Source organism: Cyclobacterium sp. SOCE241 (assembly GCF_056867545.1).
The window spans coordinates 5,712,015-5,728,611 of record NZ_CP149779.1 but is presented as its reverse complement, the minus strand read 5'-3'; the positions used below and the strand labels follow the sequence as shown (position 1 = coordinate 5,728,611).

Sequence of the window (16,597 nt, the reverse complement as noted above, 5' to 3'; positions counted from 1 at the left end):
TTATCTACTTTCGTATCATTAGCATAGTGTTCAAAAAGCTTTGTTCAGGCATTTCAAAAATATTAGTTAATTTATTAAATGTATCTCTTATTTCACCATCTTCGCTAACCCTCCAAACCTCATTTGCTTTTAATGTTATAGAATAGTAATCTCCTGTAACTTCACCAATGTGTATCATCACCCTTACTTCACTTACTGTTGAAGGCCGCATACTTTGACCTGCTACATAGGAGTATTGAACACCAAACTTTCCTTTATAACTACTCGTATGATCACAAAACACTACTGCATTATTTGACTCACAAAATTTATCTATAGAATTCACAAGACTATCAGACATGGTTTTATGAGAACCAACTAGAATTCCTATTTTACCTTTAGGTAATGGTGGAAAATTATCGGTTAGGCAAATTCTATCAATAGACCTGACATTCGGTAATTCTGTTGTATCAAAACCGCCATAGTTTGTTGTTAAGTTGATGTGAACAGGACCACCCCTCTTCTCTTTAACTCAAGAATTGCTTGATTAACTTTCATTTCACAGTCCCAAAATCTTCTGAATTGTTAACTGAAGGTAACAATAAACTAAGGTTTGCTACATCATTGGGAATTGTGGCCCTATCAATAACCTGAGCAATATGGTGCCCAATTTTAGAAATATGCTGAGTAGAAGTTATAGCTAAGATAGGTAATTTCCGATAATAAGCTTCAGTCAATCCAGGCATATAGTTCCTAGAAGCCGTTGCTCCTGTACAGCTTATAACTACTGGTTCACCAGACTCCGTGGCCAATCCACAAGCTAGGTAGGCAGCTGACCGCTCATCTACTGAAGAATACATTTCAAAAAATGGATCGTACTGCATACTTCCAACCAAGGCCATATTGGTAGTTCCTGCGGATGCAACTACCTTGCGGATACCATGCTTTTTCAACAATGCAATTATTATTTGCGCATTTTTCTCATTCGTGTAATACTTTGCCATGATAATATATTAAATGTTATAATTCCTTTTTTATTAAATACCTATAAACTAAATATCTAATTTTATCTTTAGTGAGAGATATTTCACTAATAGAGGCATGTTCATTAGTAGCTCTATCTTTGATGGCTTCTTTGACCCAATTAATTTTCTTAAAATTAGTATTTTTTAAAAATTCATCTAAACAAACTTCAATGCCACTCCTAATTGTTGCAAAACTATTAATTTCTATATGCTTAGAAATTTTTTCATTATTAAACTTCCTATTATATATTCTATCGTAAATGATTTGATGTTTGGCATGATTGTGTTTTAAAAAATCATTCATGTTTTGAAGAATAAATTTTGGTCTAAAACCTATTTTTTTTTCCAATATATCAAGGTATATATTTAAAATATCAGCCCAAGGTTTAGATTCGCCGGAGGTAATGTGATAAGCTTCACCATATGCTGTGGAATCACCTATTAAACTAGCCATACCTTTTGCTACGTCCAAACCATGGGTTAGTGTCGTATATTTTTCAAATATATCCTCTGAAAATAAAATCGTTCTTCCTTTGATACCTCTATAAAGCCAGTCTTCCTTTTCAAAGACTCCTAATTGCAATCTATCAGAATTGTAAGTAATATATGGTCTAACAATGGTCCAATTTGTTAAACTATGTTTAAATAACATGTTTTCTTGACGAGCTTTTGAAAGAGCGTACTCATCAGTTGACAAATATTCTTCATCAGTAACACTATCCAATAAGCGCAAAGAATCCTCATTGATAAAACCATCATTTTGGGCATAAACTCTCGCAGAACTTACAAAAACATATTGTTTAGTTGCTTTCAGAATCAAGTCTAAACGATCTTTAAACATGTCAGTTGAATAAAGCATAAAATCAACTATAATATCCCATTCATTTTGAAGAAGAGTCTGAATAAAATCTATGTTCCGAGCATTTCCTTTACAATACTGAATGTTTTTTTGCAAGGATTTCTTATCCGATCTGGAAGTTACAAATATATCGAAAGTTTCATTTTTAGATAGTAGCTCAACTAAATGAACACCCATTGCTCCAGTACCTCCCAATATTAATATTTTCATACCCTATTTGTTAAATTATGAATTTTTTCAGAAATAAAACTTAAAAGTTTTTTTCTTATGGGAACAGGCAGGCCTAAAAAGAATATTGTAATAGCTGTAACTGCAACTGTTAAAATAACCGTTAAACCAAAGAACACGTATCCCTCAGGTAAAAGAAAAGCGATTAAAAATGAAATGCAGGCTGATATGGTTACAATATATATTATATCAGGAATCGTTCCTCGCAAGTATTCTTTAATCGGAAGCCCTGTTAACCTGCTAACAATTTTTAATCGGACAATAAACATTATTAAATTTATTGCAATAGCAACATAAAAAATAGTTTTAGGCCCCCAACCCGCCATCAATAATAACCAAGATATAATTAAAATACTAAATTGTAATATTCCCAAAATAGTTTCATAAGCCGCCATTTTACCTGGTGCCCTAGCAGCCGTGGTTAGAGGAAGACTGACAGCAAAAATAAGTCCCTCAACCAAAGTCAATCTAGCAAATTCAATTGTATGTGCTGGAGTATTGTTAAGCCAAATAGCTAGAATACTTTGCATTTCAATAAAGATTGGCAATGCCAAAATCCACATAAGAAAAAATGTTGCTTTTGAGCCAATGATTACTAAATCATACATTTCCTTCTTTTTATTTGATGCATAAGATTTTATTATTGGAGAGTATAGGCTAGTATTGAACTGTGTTGCAAGTAAGTTAGATTGACCGGCAATATTTACAGCAATTGCCCTTGCAGCAACAACCACTGGTGTAAAGTATTGATTTAAAAGAATAGTCAATGCCGCTCCTCTAGCAACCGTAGTTAATTGTCCAAATAAAGTCCATCCCGTAAAACCAATTATTTGTTTGGCCAAATTATAATCCCAACGAATATTTTTAAGTCGACATTCAACATATTTATTAAAGCAAATTAATAAATATGTTGAAGTATCAATTATAGACACACCCATTAATAAAAGTCCGTAAATTATAATTTTATCGCCAGGTAAATAAACCAATAAAAAGACCACTCCTAATTTTAGCAAAGCCTCCAATATTGCCATGTAGGCATAGATTTTCATATCCTCATGAGCAATAATAATAGCCATCATAGGAGATTTTATGATAGATATTACAAACGTAATTACAGCTATATAGAATAACGAAACTATTGCATCTAGTCTCCCTTCAGGCACTTGAAGTTGATTTTCCACAAACCAAACACCACCAGTACTTAAAATTAAAAAGGTAACTGTTCCAATTCCTAGGTATATAAACGAATTTACCCCAAAAATTTTATTTAGTTTTTCTTGATCCTGCTCTCCTAACGCATGTGAAAAAAACGTTGGGTCGCAGAAGCCATGGAACCCGGTAGAAAACTAAGAAGTGCAACCACTCCTCCTACCACATTGTATAAACCATAATCTTCAACACCTAAAGTATTTAACACAATACGTACAGTATAGAGTGAAACGCCCATTGAAATGAGCATCCGAATATAAAGAAGAAGAGTGTTTTTTGCTATACGCTTATTTCGCTGCGATGTAGTTTCTACTGTCATTAATTTTTCTAAAGCCTTTCAACCTATTCAACTAAAATGAGTTAAGCTAAAAAGTAAAATTTATAAAAGGGATATAATAGATAAAATCAAAAATTATTTTCATTCTGTAGATCAAAAGTATTTGAATCCATCAAAACATTGATATAATTAAAACTTAAAAAGATTAAATGATTGGTATCAAATATAGAAAAGAATAAATTGAATTCAATTACATGTTTTTTCCAATTACTGTAAAGGTCATAAAAAAGAATAGTTAAACTTTTGTTAAAAAACATTCAATAATATTTTTTATACCAATCAATAAAATTTTTAACCCCTTCTCTAATTTTCGTAGAGGGCTTGTAATTAAAATCTATTTCCAATGCGCTGGTATCGGCCCATGTTTTTTCAACATCCCCGGGTTGCATGGGTAACATCTCTCGGATAAATTTTTTCCCGGTTTCCACTTCTATGGCATCAATAAAATCAAGCAACTTCACAGGAGTCCCATTTCCAATATTATACAAAGAATATAGCTGCTCGGAATCCTTTTCTAAGGTTGCTACCACCCCATTGACTATATCATCAATATAGGTGAAATCACGGGACAATTTACCTTCATTAAAAATCTTAATCGGCCTGTTATTCAATAAAGCATCTGTAAATAAGAACATGGCCATATCCGGCCTTCCCCAAGGACCATATACTGTAAAAAACCTTAAACCAATAGTTTTGATACCATATAGATGACTATAGGTATGGGCCATCAATTCATTGGATTTCTTTGTGGCGGCATACACACTTATGGGATGATCAACGGTGTCTTTTGTATCAAAAGGTATCTTCTCGTTAAGTCCATATACACTGGAACTACTCGCATAAACAAGCTTGTCCACTCCATTGATATGCATGGACTCTAATAAATTCACAAAACCTGACACATTGCTATCAACATATGCCAATGGATTTTCTAAACTATACCTCACACCGGCTTGCGCTGCTAGGTTACAAACCATATCAAATGAATGGGTCTTAAATAAAATGGGCAGATTATCCCTATCCTCTAAATTCAATTTGATAAACTGCATCTTTTTGCCATGTTTGTCACTTTCGACAATTTGGTTATATACTATTCTATCCTCTCCACTAATCCCTAATCTTTCTAAGCGACCAAACTTTAATCCTGTATCGTAATAATTGTTAATATTGTCTAGGCCAATTACCTCATGTCCCAATGACAATAACTTTTCACAAAGATGATAACCAATAAACCCGGCGGCACCGGTTACAAGGATTTTTTTGAGTGTTTAACCATTACCAAAGATCGTATAATTTTTCCTATTTCTTGAAGGTATAAATTTTAACTAAAACATGGAGGATAGTCAAAATTTCTGTTTAATATATACTAATCTAAAACCAAATAAAAGCTCCTTCGGAAATAGTTTTAAAATTTAGACTTTAAAATTAACTTCAAATAAGAAATAAAATTTTAAAACGCTCACCTATCCCTTCTCCCTTTGCTCGAATTTAATAACGATTAAATAAACCTTTGTTTATTAATTGTTACCATTTATTCATTTTAAGTTCTCCCAATACCAAGCACAGGCTTCTTTGAGTCCGGTTTGAAATGAATATTGCGGAGCATATCCCAAAATGGTCTTTCCTTTATCAATGGAGGCCATAGAATGGGCCACATCACCCGGTCTATTGGGACCATATTGAAAAGAGATAGCAGCAATGGCCGGGTCATAATTGCTTAGACCTTCTTTAATGGCCGCTGCCAATTCATTTAAGCTGGTTCTTTCTCCATAGGCCACATTGAATACTTCAGAAATAGTTGCCCCTTCATTTATTCCCGGCACACCGGCTGTGTTAGCCTGGTATTCCTTCATCCGTTCCTTAAAAATTGCTGAGGGAACAGCAGCTGCCAATAAGTTGGCTTGTATCACATTGTCTATATAAGTAAAATCCCTGGAATTGGTCCCATCACCATTGATATAAGGACTTTGGTGTTTGATTAAGCTGGACACAAATTTAGGAATTACTGCGGCATAAGCACCATTGGGGTCTTGCCTTTTACCAAAAACATTAAAATAACGCAAACCCACCGTTTCTATCCCATAAATATCTGAGAAATTTTTGGCAAATAATTCATCCACATATTTAGTAATGGCATAAGGAGAAAGGGCATTTCCTATGACATGCTCTACTTTGGGAAGGGCTTTATGATCTCCATAGGTAGAAGAACTCGCAGCATAAATAAAGCGCTTGACTCCTGCTTCTTTGGCTGCAAATAATAAATTGACAAATCCCATAATATTCACAGCAGTACTGGTAATAGGATCAGCAATAGATCGAGGTACAGATCCCAAAGCAGCCTGGTGAAATACATAATCACATCCCTCTACCGCTTGAATACAGGTATCTTTGTCCCTGATATCCCCTTCAATCAAGGTGAAGTTTGCATTGCTTTGTGCAAGCTCCAAATTTTGAATATTACCGGTAGAAAAATTATCCAAACAAACCACTGAATTGCCGTTTTCTAATAATACATCTATTAGATTGGAGCCAATAAAACCTGCTCCTCCGGTTACCAGTACTTTATTGTTTTTAACTTCGAATTTCATAGTTAATTAAAATGATTACTGCTTTTTAAGGTGGGGTGAATTATTCTCAATTTTATTTTTTTGCTTACTATTTTCGGATAATATAGAAAAAACTGTACTTAAGCACCTGAGCTAGGTGGTTCATACCCTTGAAGAAATGGCTACTTTTAAAATCCAGCTTCGCCAATTCTTTGTAAAAATGGACTAACTTCATGTATAGCTCACCTTTAACAGGATAGTCAAAATACTTTAGCATTTTTTCTCTTGATGCTATGGAGTTTGATATTCTGGTGTACTTATGCTTACCTGCATGAATCCCCCCATCATGTATTCTATAAACAGCCCCAGTGAAATTTAAAAAAGCACCTTTCCCTTTTTCCAATAACAAAGCGATTAAAAGGGCATCACCATTCAAAACATTTAATTCCTTGGGTTTTGAAATCACCTTACGGAAAAGCATGGTAAGGGGCTGTATTTGCGTATTAAATGCCTCCTTGAATTTTAGAACATACACATCCTTATTAAAAGAAGGAGGATAAAGAAAAGGTTTTTTAAAGAATCTCCTTCCTTTCTCCTAAAATTATGGAAGGTGAAAACTATATCTGGATTTTTTTCCATAAACTCCACCTGTCGCTGTAGCTTATCTTTGGCTGTCCAGTAATCATCTCCTTCACACAACGCAAGGTACTTCCCCTTTGCCCTTGGAATATTGTAAACAAAACTCATCCCCCTTACTCCTTTAGAAAAATTATTTTCTTTAGAACAAATTGGGAAAATCTTTTTGGGATATTTCTCCTGATATGCTTCAATTATTTCAGAAGTGCCGTCAGTGGATGCATCGTCATAAATCAAAACCTCAAAATCAAAGGTAGTTTCCTGCATCAAAATTCCATCCAAGCAATCTTTAATGTAACTAGCATGATTAAAGGTAGTACAACAAATACTAACCACAGGAAGATTTACCAGATCATTATTTTTTTCCACTACGTTCAATTAAAGCACTAACTTAAGCTCTTTACAATCTTTATTTTCGGGAAAAAGGCCTATGCCAAATGGGGAAAAGGATATAGTCCTCTAAACCTAAACAATTGAAAGGAAAGGTATCTATTCATCACTAATAATAGGATGCCTATAAGCTCATTTACTGCTCCAAGGAAAATATAAACGAAGCAATTTTAAAAGATTTCCCTCTAATCAATTAGAGAATTTTTTGTGTTTAAACCCAAAATAGGCAATAGACAATCTATTACGTTCTGAAATCGCTTTAAAATCAGGGACTTTGTTGCTGTTTTCAATTCAATCAAAGCGGTGCTATGCTTTAATCTCCCAACAACCAGATTTTCTAACAAATGCAACACTTCTCGTAAACATTTGGAAAGGCTTCACCCCTGACTATTGTCAGGGCGGAGAAATCCTATTTTATAACTCGGGGTAAAAATGGGACAACAAAGGAAACGGCTTTGGTTAAGCACCTTGAAAGGCAATCAAACGTAACTCTTTTATTATACACTAAATCCTCAATTATTAACTCAATTGTTTTGAACCCTAAGGATTAAACGACTAATTAAGTCCACTTCTTCTAAGGTTAAGTCAAAGTACAAAGGCAAACATAATATACGAGAGGCAATATCGTCCGTTATTTCCATCGCTTTGGTCTCCACATAAGGTAAGGTGGTGGCCAATGACGGATAAAAGTATCGCCTAGCAAATATACCGTTACCTTGAAGTTTTGCTAAAGTCTTAAGCATTTGCTCAGAATTTTCAAAAATGATGGGATAATAGGCATAATTCAGACTAGCATTTCGATTCCATACCGGTTTGCTAGCATTTAAATTCCTAAGCATTTTATCATACCTTTCCGTCAATATTTTTCTCTGCTCATGAATAGCCTCAATGTGGCCTAAATTAGCCAAGCCCATGGCTGCATGGAACTCTGAATTCTTACCATTTATGCCCAACTCCGCAAAAGCTTCCGGACCATTGAATCCAAAATTTCTTATAAAAGCTAATTTTTTTAGCAAAATAGGGTCTTTGGTCATTATTAAACCTCCCTCAATAGTATGATACAGCTTAGTGGCATGTAAGCTACAAGTGGATAGGTCTCCATAATCAAAAATAGACTTTCCATTTATCGTAACCCCGAAAGCATGTGCCCCATCATAAATCACTTTTAGGTCATGCTTTTTTGCAATTTTTTCGATAGTATCCATATCACAAGGATTTCCATATACATGGGTACCTAGAATAGCACAGGTTTTCTCGGTAATTGCCGCTTCAATTTTATTGGGGTCTATATTTAAAGAATATTTATCTATGTCTACAAAGACCGGTTTACACCCTTCCCAAACAATACTACTACTTGTGGCTACAAAAGAAAAAGGTGTGGTAATTATTTCCCCTTGAAGCTCCAAAGCTTTAATGGCCATCTGCAACGCAATGGTTCCATTGGTTACATACAATAAATGCTTTATCCCTAGGTGAGACTTTAATTTCATTTCCAAGTCACTTGCCAAGGGGCCCATATTGGTCAGCCATTGTCTTTTCCAGATTCCGGACAGGTATTTTTCGTATTCGGCTTGAGGAGGAAGAAATGGTTTGGTTACAGGAATCATTAATTTTTCTTTTTAATCAAATCCAAAGCAAAAAACAATTGTGGACTTCTAAGTGCATAATTTAAAAGGAAATAAAACAGTACACCTGCTGCCCCTGCTAAAACTAACTGCAATAGCTGAGAATTATTATGCAAAACCAATGTTATTCCCCACATTACCCCTCCCATCAAACCAGCTTTTACCAAGGTAAGCGCAATATCTCCTAACTGTTGAAGGGTTGTATATTGGATCATTCTACTGCTGTAATGGGTATTAACCATCAGGCTAATTAAAGAGGTAAAAACACTGCTCCAAACCAATCCATAAATACCAAACTGAAACCCAATTAAGATACTTATGGTAATGATTGCCTTTTTGATTAACTCCAATTTTAAAAATAAATCACTACGCCCATACACCTTCAATACATTGATATTAAAGGCATGCACAGGGTAAAACATGCCTGACAAACAAAGGATTTGAAATAAGGGTACTGCCGGTAACCATTGATCACCTAAAATCATTAAGAACAAAGGTTTTGCCAAAGCAGCTGCGCCCAACATTATAGGTGCAATAACAAAAAAGAAAATTGAATCAATTGCCGATAAACTATTGCAATGCGTTCTTTTTGGTCCTGAATTTTGGAAAGCAAAGGGTAGGAAACCTTACTTATGATAGAGGTAAACATGGTTACCGCCTGGTAATTGAAGGAATGGGCTCTTTCATAATAACCTAGCTCTTGAACCGCAAAAAACTTACCGATAATTAACTTATACACATTTTTATAAAATGTGTCAATTAACCCTGAAAGCATAAGTTTATAGCCAAAATTATAATGGTACTTTAGTTTTTTCTGGAAAAACCCATCCCGGAGACCATGATGAAGTGAGCCAAAGCATTAAAGAAGTACCCAATTGGGTAATCATAAACATACCGACAATGCTCCAAACCCCAAACCCTGAATACCCCATCCCAATACCTGCCACCACGCCCAAAATGGTACCCGGAACTTTACATTTCATGACCTGCTTAAACTTCATTCTCTTGTTCAACAAGGCCAACTGAACTGCCGAAAAAGCCGAAATGATAAAGGTTAGGCAATAAACCCTAACGATAAGTTCCAATAATTCCTGCTCAAAAAAGCTGCAATCAAAGGTGCTGTTAAGTAAAAAATGCCGTAAACCACCAAACTCAAGGCCAAGTTTAAGTAAAATACTGTGGCATAATCTTCATTATCCGCATTCTTTGTTCGAATTAAAGAGGCTGACAAACCACTGTCTACAAAAGAATTGCCCAAAGCAATAAAAACACTGATCATCCCTACCAAGCCGAATTCTGTCGGCCCAAGAAGCCTTGCTAGAATCACTGAAGCAATAAATGATAACCCTCTGAGCACAAAGGTCTCAGTAAAGGTCCAAAAGATGCCCGAAAGCGTCTGTTTTTTTAATGACATATAAGCTTAATTCAACCGTAGGGTTTACACCAGCTTATCTTTTGAAAAGACCAAATACTATAGAAATGTTTCGATCAAGACAAAGCCTCAATTCCATTAAAGCCTTGCGTCAACCTTATCTTTGGGTAAAACAGCTTTGACATCATATACCACCAAATCTTTGCTTTTTTCTAAGGCAAGTGTTTTAAATTCTTTATGTGCTACAGCCAAAACTACAGCGGAATACTCCTCTAAAGGTGGACATTGTTTACCACCCATAATCTCCACACCATATTCATGTTTGACTTCTTCCGGATTTGCCCAAGGATCATAAACTTCCACAGACATGTCAAAATTTCTCAATTCCTTATAAATGTCAATTACCCTGGTATTTCTAACATCCGGACAATCTTCCTTGAAGGTAAACCCAAGGATCAATACTTTACTATCGATTACCTTCAAATCTTTACGCATCATGTGTTTGATTACTTCTGTAGCCACATGTTTGCCCATGGAATCATTCAACCTTCTTCCGGCCAATATAATTTCCGGATGGTAACCTACTTCCTGAGCCTTCTGCGCCAAGTAGAAGGGATCTACACTGATACAGTGCCCCCCAACCAAACCCGGTCTAAAAGGAAGAAAATTCCATTTGGTTCCGGCGGCTTCCAATACTTCTTGCGTATCAATATCCAAAAGATTAAAAATCTTGGACAATTCATTGACAAAAGCAATATTAATATCTCGTTGAGAGTTTTCAATTACTTTAGCTGCCTCAGCTACTTTGATGCTACTGGCTTTATGTGTTCCTGCTGTGATTACTTCTCTATACAGGCTGTCAACATATTCTGCAATTTCCGGAGTAGAACCTGAAGTAACTTTTAGAATTTTAGCAACAGTATGTTCCTTATCCCCCGGATTAATTCTTTCAGGGAGTATCCTGCATAAAAATCTTTATTAAAGGTCATCCCGCTAATTTTCTCTAATAAAGGCACACATTCTTCTTCCGTAACTCCGGGATAAACTGTAGATTCATAAATGACAACATCCCCTTTTTTAAGGTATTTGGCAATGGTCTCCGAAGCTTTAAGCATGGGAGTCAATACAGGACGATTGTGTCGATCCGTTGGCGTAGGTACAGTTACGATATAAACCTGACAATCGGCAAGATCATCAGGGTTGTTTGAGTTAAAAAGTCCTTTGTCTTTCGGGCTTGATTGAGCTAAAACTGCTTGCAAATCCTTATCTTCCACTTCTAAAGTGAAGTCGTGCCCGCTATTTAGCTCATCTACTCTCTTGGAGGCAATATCAAAGCCAATTACAGGGAATTTTTTGGCAAATTCTACAGCCAAGGGAAGGCCAACATAGCCCAAGCCGATTACAGCAATTTTTACATCTTTTAAAGGAGTACTCATAAGGTTAAAAATCTTAGGTGTAATGAATAAAATAATTAATCAGCAAATATACATTAATTTAATGCAAAATTCTTTTTTGAAGGTGGAGCATGTCCCTATTAATCTATTTTTTAGTCAGTGAGAAACTTTAAGAATTTTGTCGGCATTGTTGCGAAAAAAGCAACAATACCGCCAAAATCAAGTTCATATAGATCCTTTGACCAGGGGCTTCACCCCCGGCTATAATAGTTTCAGCCCTTCAGGCTTCTTCGTTCCTTTTAGGAATATCAAGATTATCTCAGCTAAAAGGTATATAAATCCAAAAATATTCACTATCCCAAATTTGTCCAGAATCCAATTTGCAACAACTCCCCCATCTAAGGTTTCAAAGGGGGACAAAGCCTGTTCCGACCTTAATCGGGAGGAGATTTTTTCGTAAACTATTTTTATTTAATGAAAGTACATCGAGAATAAACTGTAAATCATTTTTAGGGTCGTTTATGAGATGCTCTCGTTGAAATCCCCCTTCCCCCTTTTTAAGGGGGATTTTGTATATTCTAAGAAGGACGGTTTCGGATTTGATTGGGTAGTGTTAGTGCTTATCTGTATCCAACTTCACACAGCTTCGCCTCCTCAGTCCCAATTGCCATTGAAACGAGCAGGCGGTTATAAAAAATGGGTTTTGAAATTGACTGAACAAAAGGCATTAATCGCCAATGCTCAAATCAAGCGCAGTTAATTTACTATTATTTGGTTGAAAAGAATGTATAACAATTACCTATTGAACAACCTTTTGAAGAAATTACCTTCACTGTTATCCTCATCATAATAACCATATCCGTAGCCATAACCATAGCCGTAACCATAACCTGTGCCATAGCCATATTTTTGGGCTTCTTTATCCAAGCCATTAAAAATAATATAGGCATCCTTTAATATTTCCTGTTGTTTTAGGCTATTGATATGGTCAATAAACTGCTTGTCACTGTAATTGTAGCGAACCACAAAGAGGGAAATATCCGCCAGTCTAATCAAATCCAAGGTTTCAGAAACCAAACCTACCGGTGGGGTATCCAATACCACCATATCATAACGATCTTTCATAAGATCAATTAGACTTTCAAATTTTTGGGTAATTAAGAGTTCTGCAGGGTTGGGTGGTATAGGACCGGAAACAATAATATCTAAATTTTCATAAGCCGTTTTTTGTATCACCTTGTCTAAATCCTCCTGATTACCACTTAGGTAAGTAGACAACCCTTCTTTATTGCTGATGCCAAAATCATCAAATATTTTAGGTTTCCGCATGTCACACCCGATCAAAAGGGTTCTTTTATTGCTTAGCGCATAGACAGAAGCCAAATTGATGCTGGAAAAAGTTTTACCTTCTCCTGAAATACTGGAGGTAATCAATATTACGGAACTTTTGTTTTTGGGAAGGATAAAATTCAAATTGGCCCTAAGCGATCGAAAGGCTTCCGTAACTCCGGAACGATGTTTCTTTAAGACCACTAGATTATCTGCTTCCTCACTTTGACTAATGGTAGAAATCACATTGAGTTGGGCCTTTCTTTCCAATTCTTTTCCATCCTTGATCTTGGTACTAAAGTAAGCTTTTGCCAAACTAATACCTATAGGGAAACCTAATCCTATAACGATCGCAATCAAATAAGTTAAGGAGGATCTGGGGCTAATTGGAACAGGGTTAATTAAAGCTGTTTCAATAATCTTATTGCTCGGAGTATTAGAAGCTCGGGTAATGGCAGCTTCTGCACGTTTTTCTAACAAGAAAGTGTACAATTCCTCATTTAAGGAAAACTCTCTTTGAATGCGCAATAAGTTTTGTTCTGTTTGGGGCAAGCTGCTAAAGGTACCGGTAATTTTATCGATCCTTTCCTGTAGATCTTCTATCAACAATTGGGCATTGCTGTCCACATTTTGTAAAAGCTCTAGGATAGACAAGTTCAGGTCTTTAATTTTTCGATTGACTTCCCTCAGCGGTGGAGAAATATTGGTCAATTTGGAAGCATGCATGGACTTTTCCGCCTGCAACTCTAACAGATTGGTAATCAAGGTGTTTAAAATAGGATCCTCTATACCCAAACCTGAAGGCACTACGATTTGATTGTAATCCTCCCTTTGCAGGTAATTGGTCAATTGTTGGTAATATTCCCTTTTAAATTTTTCTTGAGCCAATTCAGTTTCCAAAGCTTTTAATTGGGTAAAAATGGCAGTTCCTTCAGAACTTAAATCATAAATTGAATTGTTGGAGCGAAAATTTTCCAGCCTATTTTCAATAAACATCAATGAATCTGACAAAACTACTAATTGTGCATCAATAAATTCAATGGTATTGGTGGCCATGGCATTTTTTTCCTGCAACTCATTTTCCAAATAAACCTCCTGCAGAGCGTTTAAATAATCCCTACCTTTTTCCGAGGTTTGGGTATTGATGGTCAATTTAAGAATAGTGGATTTCTTATCTATAGAAGCTATTTGAAGACTCTGCCCTGTAAAATGATTAATCAATCCATGTCTATCTCTCAATCGAATAATCATTTCCCCACTAGATTCTGCCGAAGTAAGGCCTAACTTAAACCTATTCATGGGAAGTTCTACCCATTCATTGAACATGAAAGTTTGAGAAGGAGAATTGGGGTTTATTACAGTTTTTCTATTCCCTGAGTCAGGAAATATTTGTAAGTAAGACTCACTTAAATAAGAAATTGAAAATTTCTTTCTGTCTGACCATGAAATCAATAGGTCTCCATTGGTCATTTGTGGATGCTTCCAATCCACTTCAACCACAATCGGAGTGTTTTGATAAATTTCAGTTTTTAAAAATCTCCCTTGCTTATAATATTCTACATCGAAATTCAATCTGTCTAAGGTAGCATTTGCAATGGGTCTTGATTTAAGAATAATGATTTGATTTTCCAACTCCATTTCACCAGTCCCTCCCATATTTAAACCTGCTGATTCAAATAGGTTAAATGGATTGTCCTTTTCTTTTACAAAAAATTTACTAGAGACCTGATACTCGGGTAAAGAATATCTGAGTATCATATAAGCAATCCCTATCGCAATAATTACAGATAAGGCTATATAGGGCCATATCCGTAAAATACGTAAAATAATATCCTTGATATCGATGATTTCTTCTCCTTGCTCGATTACCTGTGTTCTGGTTATGTCAGATTGATTCATTTAGCTATTAATTGATGGCATTCAATACAAGTAACACCGCCGAAAGGGTGGTCACCGCCAGTTGAAAAGTTTGGACAAAATTTACGCCGGTACCCAATTCACGAATTTTCATAGGTTCTGCATACAGCATGTCATTGGGCCGGATAAAATAAAATTCTGAGGCAATCAATCGCTCATCGTTTAGATTGATCCGGAAAGTTTTGGTACCCTCCGGGTATTGGCGCATTAATACCAGCTGATCCCTTTTGGCAGTAGTGGTTAAATCTCCGGCATGGGCGATGGCCTGAAAAATACTGATTCGGTTTTGTAAAATAGTGAAATTACCATTGTTATTAAACTCTCCCAATGCCGAAAAACGAACACCTCCCAAACGTACCCTTACAAAGAAGTCCTCCTTATTTACATATTCCTTTAGTTCAGATTCTATTAAGGTCTGGGCCTGCTTGGTGGTCAGTCCTAACAGTTTAATTTCACCTAATAAGGGTAACTCCACCATACCATTTTCATCTACAGTATACCCATTGATAAAGAATATATCTCCACCATTTTGAGCCCCCTGAGTCATGTTCATATTTGATGATTGATTACCGGATGCTATTCCAAAAATTTCATTCAATTCAGGGGAGGTGGTGCTGACATTGATGTCTACCACATCATTGTATTGCAAGAAATAATCAGCCGTACTGTTGGCCACAAGTTCAGATTCTGTAAACAAGGGAATGTCTTCTTCAGACAAATCTTGCATATAGATGATTTTCTTATTGGAAACACAAGAACTGGCAGCAACTAAAATAAAAAAGGTAAAAAATAATCTGTTGAGTGGCTTCATTTTTAATTGATAAAATGAACTTTTTAATTCTTGACAAAGATATTTAAAAGTAAGCCAGTAAAAAAACTGTTTAATACCTTTTTTCACCTTAAAATTCAACCTACACTATTTATATATCAAAATACATTATTCCTTATGTAAAACACTTTATATGGTAAAACTTGCTTGATTTTACCTGGTGTGAATTTTGGAGTGTCTTTAGCCTGCAAGTGCTATTCATCCATATAATCAGGCTTTTTTAGCATTTTATTTTGGTCTAAACCCTTACATTCAAGGGGATTGTCCCTCTCGGTATTAATTCATGTCAATCCGAGACTTTGCGAGGGCCTTCTGGGCTGAAAGGAATCACAACATTGGTGAGACTGCCACACCCTTGCCCTACCCTAAGTGTTCTCAGGGACGAAGGTTGGTTAACTCGAAACATGCCGGTACACTTTGACAGGCTCAGTGCCCGGAAGGATTGGATACATTCTCACAATTCGGTATACTTCGACAAGCTCAGTGGCCGGAAGGATTGGACATATTCTCACAATTCGGCACTCTTCGACAAGCTCAGTGGCCGGAAGGATTGGACACATTCTCACAATTCGGTACACTTCGATAGGCTCAGTGGCCGGAAGGATTGGACACATTCTTACATTTCGGTACACTTCGACAAGCTCAGTGGCCGGAAGATTGGACACATTCTCACAATTCGGCACTCTTCGACAAGCTCAGTGGCCGGAAGGGTTGGACATATTCTCACACTTCGGCACACTTCGACAAGCTCAGTGGCCGGAAGGATTGGACACATTCTCACAATTCGGTACACTTCGATAGGCTCAGTGCCCGGACTGATTGGACACATTCTTAAACTTCGGTACACTTCGATAGGCTCAGTGGCCGGAAGGATTGGATACATTCTCACAATTCGGTACACTTCGACAAGCTCAGTGGCCGG

General features: G+C 36.2%; 15 protein-coding genes and 2 pseudogenes. 1 reads left to right on the top strand and 16 read right to left on the bottom strand.

Features of this window, described 5'->3' with window-relative positions; all coding sequences use genetic code 11:
- Window positions 1-4: 4 nt before the first annotated feature.
- From WG932_RS29120 to WG932_RS29045, 16 genes and pseudogenes are all read right to left on the bottom strand, one after another.
- Complete coding sequence (locus WG932_RS29120) at window positions 5-283, bottom strand: hypothetical protein (protein ID WP_483086228.1); 279 nt, start codon at window positions 281-283, stop codon at window positions 5-7.
- Between the two features lie 250 nt (window positions 284-533).
- The gene (locus WG932_RS29115) at window positions 534-983 is read right to left on the bottom strand and encodes a thiamine pyrophosphate-binding protein (RefSeq protein ID WP_483086227.1); all 450 of its coding nucleotides are present in this window, start codon (window positions 981-983) and stop codon (window positions 534-536) included.
- 16 nt (window positions 984-999) lie between these two features.
- Window positions 1,000-2,073, bottom strand: a complete 1,074-nt coding sequence (locus tag WG932_RS29110; RefSeq protein WP_483086226.1) for an SDR family oxidoreductase — start codon at window positions 2,071-2,073, stop codon at window positions 1,000-1,002.
- A complete protein-coding gene (locus tag WG932_RS29105) occupies window positions 2,070-3,272 on the bottom strand; it encodes an MATE family efflux transporter (protein ID WP_483086225.1) in 1,203 nt (400 codons plus the stop codon). Before WG932_RS29105 ends, WG932_RS29110 begins: the two co-directional genes overlap by 4 nt.
- A gap of 110 nt (window positions 3,273-3,382) precedes the next feature.
- Window positions 3,383-3,538, bottom strand: a complete 156-nt coding sequence (locus WG932_RS29100) for a hypothetical protein (protein ID WP_483086224.1) — start codon at window positions 3,536-3,538, stop codon at window positions 3,383-3,385.
- Window positions 3,539-3,894: 356 nt separating this feature from the next.
- Window positions 3,895-4,866, bottom strand: a complete 972-nt coding sequence (locus WG932_RS29095; RefSeq protein WP_483088743.1) for an NAD-dependent epimerase/dehydratase family protein — start codon at window positions 4,864-4,866, stop codon at window positions 3,895-3,897.
- A gap of 306 nt (window positions 4,867-5,172) precedes the next feature.
- Entirely contained in the window at window positions 5,173-6,225 is a 1,053-nt protein-coding gene (locus WG932_RS29090) for an SDR family oxidoreductase (protein ID WP_483086223.1), read from the bottom strand.
- A gap of 67 nt (window positions 6,226-6,292) precedes the next feature.
- Window positions 6,293-6,718, bottom strand: a complete 426-nt coding sequence (locus tag WG932_RS29085) for a hypothetical protein (protein ID WP_483086222.1) — start codon at window positions 6,716-6,718, stop codon at window positions 6,293-6,295.
- Window positions 6,706-7,188: a glycosyltransferase family 2 protein gene (locus WG932_RS29080; RefSeq protein ID WP_483086221.1), complete on the bottom strand. Its 483-nt coding sequence runs from the start codon at window positions 7,186-7,188 to the stop codon at window positions 6,706-6,708. Before WG932_RS29080 ends, WG932_RS29085 begins: the two co-directional genes overlap by 13 nt.
- A gap of 545 nt (window positions 7,189-7,733) precedes the next feature.
- Window positions 7,734-8,816, bottom strand: coding sequence for a DegT/DnrJ/EryC1/StrS family aminotransferase (locus WG932_RS29075; RefSeq protein WP_483086220.1), 1,083 nt, complete (start codon window positions 8,814-8,816; stop codon window positions 7,734-7,736).
- Entirely contained in the window at window positions 8,816-9,319 is a 504-nt protein-coding gene (locus tag WG932_RS29070; protein ID WP_483086219.1) for a hypothetical protein, read from the bottom strand. Before WG932_RS29070 ends, WG932_RS29075 begins: the two co-directional genes overlap by 1 nt.
- Before the next feature lie 38 nt (window positions 9,320-9,357).
- Window positions 9,358-9,609: an oligosaccharide flippase family protein gene (locus WG932_RS29065; RefSeq protein ID WP_483086218.1), complete on the bottom strand. Its 252-nt coding sequence runs from the start codon at window positions 9,607-9,609 to the stop codon at window positions 9,358-9,360.
- A 16-nt stretch (window positions 9,610-9,625) separates the two neighbouring features.
- Window positions 9,626-10,248 (bottom strand): annotated as a pseudogene (locus WG932_RS29060) (oligosaccharide flippase family protein).
- Between the two features lie 96 nt (window positions 10,249-10,344).
- A pseudogene (locus WG932_RS29055) lies at window positions 10,345-11,642 on the bottom strand (nucleotide sugar dehydrogenase).
- Window positions 11,643-12,395: 753 nt separating this feature from the next.
- Window positions 12,396-14,828, bottom strand: coding sequence for a polysaccharide biosynthesis tyrosine autokinase (locus tag WG932_RS29050; RefSeq protein WP_483086217.1), 2,433 nt, complete (start codon window positions 14,826-14,828; stop codon window positions 12,396-12,398).
- Between the two features lie 7 nt (window positions 14,829-14,835).
- Complete coding sequence (locus WG932_RS29045) at window positions 14,836-15,573, bottom strand: polysaccharide biosynthesis/export family protein (RefSeq protein WP_483088742.1); 738 nt, start codon at window positions 15,571-15,573, stop codon at window positions 14,836-14,838.
- Window positions 15,574-16,092: 519 nt separating this feature from the next.
- Between WG932_RS29045 and WG932_RS29040 the strand changes: the two genes are divergently transcribed.
- A complete protein-coding gene (locus tag WG932_RS29040; protein ID WP_483086216.1) occupies window positions 16,093-16,476 on the top strand; it encodes a hypothetical protein in 384 nt (127 codons plus the stop codon).
- Window positions 16,477-16,597: the final 121 nt, after the last annotated feature.